Annotated in this window: 6 protein-coding genes; 2 read left to right on the top strand and 4 right to left on the bottom strand. The window is 70.0% G+C overall.

What is annotated here, in order from left to right; all coding sequences use genetic code 11:
• Positions 1 to 30: 30 nt before the first annotated feature.
• A complete protein-coding gene (locus tag AB0C29_RS31410) occupies positions 31 to 666 on the bottom strand; it encodes a TetR/AcrR family transcriptional regulator (protein WP_360827765.1) in 636 nt (211 codons plus the stop codon).
• 71 nt (positions 667 to 737) lie between these two features.
• A complete protein-coding gene (locus AB0C29_RS31405) occupies positions 738 to 1,859 on the bottom strand; it encodes a hypothetical protein (protein ID WP_360827762.1) in 1,122 nt (373 codons plus the stop codon).
• 146 nt (positions 1,860 to 2,005) lie between these two features.
• Between AB0C29_RS31405 and AB0C29_RS31400 the strand changes: the two genes are divergently transcribed.
• Positions 2,006 to 2,548, top strand: coding sequence for an SRPBCC family protein (locus AB0C29_RS31400; RefSeq protein WP_360827759.1), 543 nt, complete (start codon positions 2,006 to 2,008; stop codon positions 2,546 to 2,548).
• Positions 2,545 to 3,720: a zinc-dependent alcohol dehydrogenase gene (locus AB0C29_RS31395; protein WP_360827756.1), complete on the top strand. Its 1,176-nt coding sequence runs from the start codon at positions 2,545 to 2,547 to the stop codon at positions 3,718 to 3,720. Before AB0C29_RS31400 ends, AB0C29_RS31395 begins: the two co-directional genes overlap by 4 nt.
• Positions 3,721 to 3,745: 25 nt before the next feature.
• Here the strand turns inward: AB0C29_RS31395 and AB0C29_RS31390 are convergent, their stop codons facing one another.
• On the bottom strand, positions 3,746 to 4,582 hold the full coding sequence (locus tag AB0C29_RS31390) for a carbohydrate ABC transporter permease (RefSeq protein ID WP_360827753.1): 837 nt from the start codon (positions 4,580 to 4,582) through the stop codon (positions 3,746 to 3,748).
• On the bottom strand, positions 4,579 to 5,467 hold an 889-nt coding region (locus AB0C29_RS31385; RefSeq protein ID WP_360827750.1), incomplete at its 5' end, for a sugar ABC transporter permease. The genes AB0C29_RS31385 and AB0C29_RS31390, both read right to left, overlap by 4 nt.

Raw genomic sequence — 5,467 nt, 5'->3', positions numbered from 1 at the left:
CGGAGGGCGGGGTGTGGAGCGGGGGAAGGCTCAGCCGAGCGGCGGGCCGGTATCCGCGGAGTGCGCCGGGGCCGGGATCGGCAGGCCCCGGCTGAGCAGGTCGAGGGCCTCGCCGAAGATGTCGGCGAGGCTGCGCCCGGTGGTGCCGGTGGCCCACAGGCCCAGGCTGGTCTTGAGCGCGATGCCCGACGCGTCGGCCAGCAGCCGCGGGTAGACATCGCGCTGCACGTCCGTGCCGGTGCGCTCGGCGATGACCTCGGCCATCCGCCGGCTGAGGTCCTCGAAGCCGGTGAGGTGCTCGGCCAGCAGTGCGTGGTGGCAGCGGATGAGCCCGAGCAGGTTCATCAGGTCGTGCCCGGGCATCCCGGTCTCGACCGACGGCAGCAGCACGGCCCGCAACGAATCCCAGATGGACTCGTCGGCGGGCCGCCTGCGCAGATTGTCGGCGACCTCGTGGGCCCGGTCCCGCAGCCCGGCGACGATCGCCTCCTCCTTGCTGGAGAAGTAGTTGCGGAACGTCCGCGGGGAGACGTGCACTTCCTCGGCGATCCGCTCGGGGGTGAGGGTCGCGACCCCCTCGTCGAGGGCCAGCTTGAGCGCGGCGTCGCAGAGAGCCCGGCGGGTCGCCAGCTTCTTGCGCTCGCGCAGCCCGAGCTCGTCCGTCATGACCTTGACGCTACGTCTTTTTTCCGAACCAGCAAGTTTTCCAAACCGGAAACTTTAGTGCTGTGGATCACTCAATCGTGGCGGTCGGAGCGATCTTTGTCGTCGTGCCAGCCGCCGGGCTCGGGATGGTAGCCGTAGGCGGCGGCCCGGACCGTCTCCTCGTCCTCCAGCCCGGAGCCGATCGCTCCGCCGACGGTGGCCAGGGAGCTGATGATCCAGGCGAGGGTCAGGTAGTCCACGACGCGGGCCGGCCGTTGCAGAGTCTGTTCCAGCACGGAGGTGTCGATCAGCAGGGCCGCGGCGAGCACCGTTCCGATGAACAGCACGACGTAGGACACCGTCGTGGCCAGGGCCAGGGTGAGGACGGTGCCGAGGTTGAATATCCGGGCCAGCTCGGCCGGTGTCTCCCGGTCCGGCTTCTCCCACAGGTCGTGCGCGACGATCAGCCAGGCCACCAGCGCGGTCAGCCCGAGCAGCATGACGACCGTGAGCCGGAGTCCGCCGAGGGCGTCGCCCATCTGCCAGATGGTGGAGGTGGTGAGCGCGATCGCGGCCGTGCCGAAGGCGCCGACCAGCAGCTTGGACAGGCCCAGCAGAGCGCGCCCCGGGCGGTTGGCGCGGACCATACCGGTCAGCAGCCGCACCCGGCCGGTCAGCCGCGAGGCGACGTAGCGCAGGTCTCCGCCGTCGCCGTCGCCGACCACCCGATGAACGGCGGCGATCCGGTCCGCCGGCCCGGCCGGTTCCCGGCCCGCCCGCGGAACCCGCCGGTCGGAACCGTCGGCGAGCAACCGGCCGACGAGCTCAGGAACGGCCGTGCGGACGGCGGTCAGCTGGCGCAGTCCCAGCGCGGGCAGCGACACCACCGCGACCCGGCGCTGAGCCGAGGCCTGCGCCACCAGCGGCTGCCGGTCGGAGTGCAGCGGCAGGTCGGTCAGGCAGACCGCGACGTCCCAGCCGTCGTCGGTACGCCGGCGGGCAAGATCGTCGAGCAGCGCCTCAGCGCCGCCGTCGCGGCGCGGCGCGACCTCACCCCAGCCCTCCCGGACGGTCCAGCGCACGTCGGCGTCCACCCGCTCGGCGAGCCGGTCGGCCAGCTCCGTGGTGAGCTGCCCGGCGACCCGGGCCGGGTGGTCGGGCGGAGTGGCCACCAGACCGACGACAATTTCCGGGCGCTGTTCACTGTGGGTCATCAATTCTCCTCACCGTCCACCGGGCTCTCCGCACCAGCATTCCTCAATTCGGGCGCTTCATGCCCCGGTCCGCATCCGGTCGGCCGGTAGGCGGTTTAGGCGGATTTTGGGCGGGTAGCCCGGCTGAGATAAGCGAAGGAGGATCCATGGAACTGACGGCCACGACAACCATCCGCAAACCCGCGTCGCAGGTGTACGAGTTCTGGCGCGACCTGGAGAATCTCCCCACCTTCATGGCGCATCTCGAACAGGTCCGCGCCACCGGTGAGCGGACGAGTCACTGGTCCGCCGCTGCCCCGTTCGGCACGGATGTCGAGTGGGACGCGGAGATCACCGACGAGGCCCCGGGCGAGAAGATCGCGTGGCGCTCGACCGGCCACGCCGACGTGCCCAACGCCGGCACGGTCCGGTTCGTGCCCGCCCCGGACGGGGTGAGCACCGAGGTCCACGTCGTGCTGATCTACGACATCCCGGGCGGCGCGATCGGCAAAGCGGTCGCGAAGTACTTCGGCGAGGAACCGCACCAGCAGCTCGACGACGACCTGCGCCGGCTCAAGCAGGTGCTGGAGACCGGCGAGGTGGTCCGCTCCGACGGCGCCCCGTGGGGCAAGCGCGCCCGCAAGGAATTCCCGCAGCGTCCGGCGCAGCCCTTGTCGGACGCCGAGCTCGAGAAGGGAGCAGAGGCATGAGGGCGAACACCTGGGCGGGCCGGAACAAGGTCGAGGTCCGCGACGTGCCGGACCCGAAGATCCTGAACCAGCGCGACGCCATCGTCCGGATCACCTCCACCGCGATCTGCGGCTCGGACCTGCACCTGGTCGACGGCTATGTGCCGACGATGCAGGACGGCGACGTGCTGGGCCACGAGTTCATGGGTGAGGTGGTCGAGGTCGGCTCGGGCGTCGACGGTGACCGTCTGCGGGTCGGGGACCGGGTCGTGGTGCCGTTCCCGATCGCCTGCGGGGCGTGCGCTGCGTGCGCCGCCGAGTTGTACTCGTGCTGCGAGAACACCAATCCCAACGCCGGGATCGCGGAGAAGATGTTCGGCCACCCGGTCGCTGGGATCTTCGGCTACTCGCATCTGACCGGCGGCTTCGCGGGCGGTCAGGCCCAGTACGCGCGGGTGCCGTTCGCCGACGTCGGCCCGCTGCGGATCGAGTCGGACCTGAGCGACGAGCAGGTGCTGTTCCTGTCCGACATCCTGCCCACCGGCTACATGGGTGCCGAGATGTGTGACATCCAGCCCTCCGACGTGGTGGCGGTGTGGGGCGCCGGCCCGGTCGGGCAGTTCGCCATGGACAGTGCCCGGGTCCTCGGCGCCGCGAAGGTCATCGCGATCGACAAGGAGCCGTACCGGCTGCAGATGGCCGAACAGGCCGGGCACGTGCCGGTGAACTTCGACGAGGTCGACGTGCGGTCGACGCTGCTGGAACTGACAGGCGGGCGGGGACCGGACAAGTGCATCGACGCGGTCGGCCTGGAGGCCACCCACGGCAGTGCCCACATCGCCGCGTACGACCGGGTCAAGCAGGCCGTGCGCTCGGAGACCGAGCGACCGCACGCACTGCGCCAGGCGATCCTGTCGTGCCGCAGCGGCGGCGTGGTCTCGGTGATCGGCGTGTACGGCGGCCTGCTGGACAAGTTCCCCGCGGGCGCCTGGATGAACCGGTCACTGACCCTGCGCACCGGGCAGTGCCACGTCCAGCGCTACATGAAGCCGCTGCTGCAGCGCATCGAGCGCGGCGAGCTCGATCCGACCCGGATCATCACCCACACCCTGCCGCTCGAAGAGGCGGAGCACGGCTTCGACATCTTCAAGAACAAGCAGGACAACTGCGAGAAGATCGTCCTCAAGCCCTGACCGGGGTGCCGACGGGCGCCGGGGCTCACTTCACCGCGCCGCTGGTGATGCCGGAGATGATCCGGCGCTGGGCGACGGCGAAGACCACCACGAGCGGCAGGCTCATCAGGATCACGTACGTGAAGATGAGGTGCCAGTTGTTCAGGTAGAGCCCCGCGCTCGCCACCCGGAACAGGTTCAGGGGCAGGGTGTCCAGGCGCCCGCCGACCACGAAGAAGGCGTAGAAGACGTCGTTCCAGACGTACAGGCAGACCAGGATCGTGGCGGTGGCCAGCACCGGGCGCAGCATCGGCAGCACGATGCGGCGGAAGACCAGCACCGGGCCGGCCCCGTCCAGTTGCGCCGCCTCCTCCAGCGCGGGCGGGATCGTGCGGACGAAGCCGGTGACGAAGAAGATCACCGTGGACAGGTAGATGCCGAGGTAGACGCCGATCATCCCGACCGCGGTGCCGGCCAGGCCGAGCTGGCGCAGCAGCAGCACCACCGTGACGACCGCCGGCGGGAGCACGATGCCGCTGATGCCGATCGCGTACAGCACGGCGTTGAGGCGGGTGGCGCGCCGGGCCAGTACCCACGCCGCCATCGACCCGAACGTCAGCACCCCGGCGACCGTCGGCACGACGACGAGCAGGCTGCCCAGCAAGGCCGCGGGCACGTCGCCGTCCACCCACACCTGCCGGACGTTGGCCAGCAGCTGCCAGTGGCCGGGCGGGGAGAGGTCCGGGTTCAGCGCCTCGCCCTGGCTCTTGCCGGCGGTCATCACCACCAGCCAGAGCGGCACGCCGATCACGGCCACCACCAGCACGGTCGTCACCACCGGTTGCAGCCGGCGCCAGAGCGCCGCGTCGCTGAGGCCGGTCACAGGATCTCCTCCCGTTTGCGCAGCAGATAAATGACGGGGAACGCGAGCAGGGCCACCAGCAGGAACAGCATCAGGCTCATCGTGGTGGCCTGGGCGAACAGGCCCTGGCCGAAGGTCCGGAAGATGAAGATGTTGAGGATCTCGGTGGTCCGCGCCGGTCCGCCGCCGGTGGTCGCCTGCACGATGTCGAAGCCGTTCATCGAGCCGAGCAGCGCGGTGGCCACGTTGAAGGTGACCGCCGGGGCCAGCAGCGGCGCCCGGACCCGCCAGAAGGCGTACCAGCGCGACGCGCCGTCGATCCGGGCGGCCTCGATGACGTCCTCCGGGATCGTCTTGAGCCCGGCCAGGTAGATGAGCATCGACAGGCCCATCCACTTCCAGCCGTGGATGACCGAGACGACCACGATGGTCCAGGTGGTGTCGCCGAGCCAGGCGTAGTCGAACGGATGCCCCAGCACGCCGCCGATGAGCTGGTTCAGGCTGCCCTGCGGCTTGAGCAGCGCCTGGAAGATGTAGCCGACCGCCAGTGCGGACATCAGCACGGGGATGAGCAGGAAGACCCGGGCGATCCGGTTCAGCCGGGTGTCGCGTTCCAGCAGGACGGCCAGCGCGAAGCCGAAGACGTTCTGGAAGATCGCGACCAGGACGGCGTACAGCAGGGTGATCCGCAGGGCGCGGAACAGGCTGCCGTTGGACGCCAGCTCGGTGAAGTTGGCCAGGCCGACCGGGTTGATCGCGGCCTTGAAACCGGACCAGTCGGTGAAGGCGTAGACGAAGTTGAACAGCGTCGGCAGGAAGAAGAAGACGAGCTCACGCAGCGAGGTCAAGGGCGAGCGGGAGGAGCCGGAGGAGAGCGAGTCGCCCAGCCCCTCGGCCAGCCCGTCA

It is taken from the genome of Actinoplanes sp. NPDC048791, assembly GCF_040650095.1.
Lineage (GTDB): Bacteria > Actinomycetota > Actinomycetes > Mycobacteriales > Micromonosporaceae > Actinoplanes.
The sequence above is the reverse complement of the archived record's forward strand: the minus strand, read 5'-3'. Positions and strand labels throughout refer to the sequence as shown.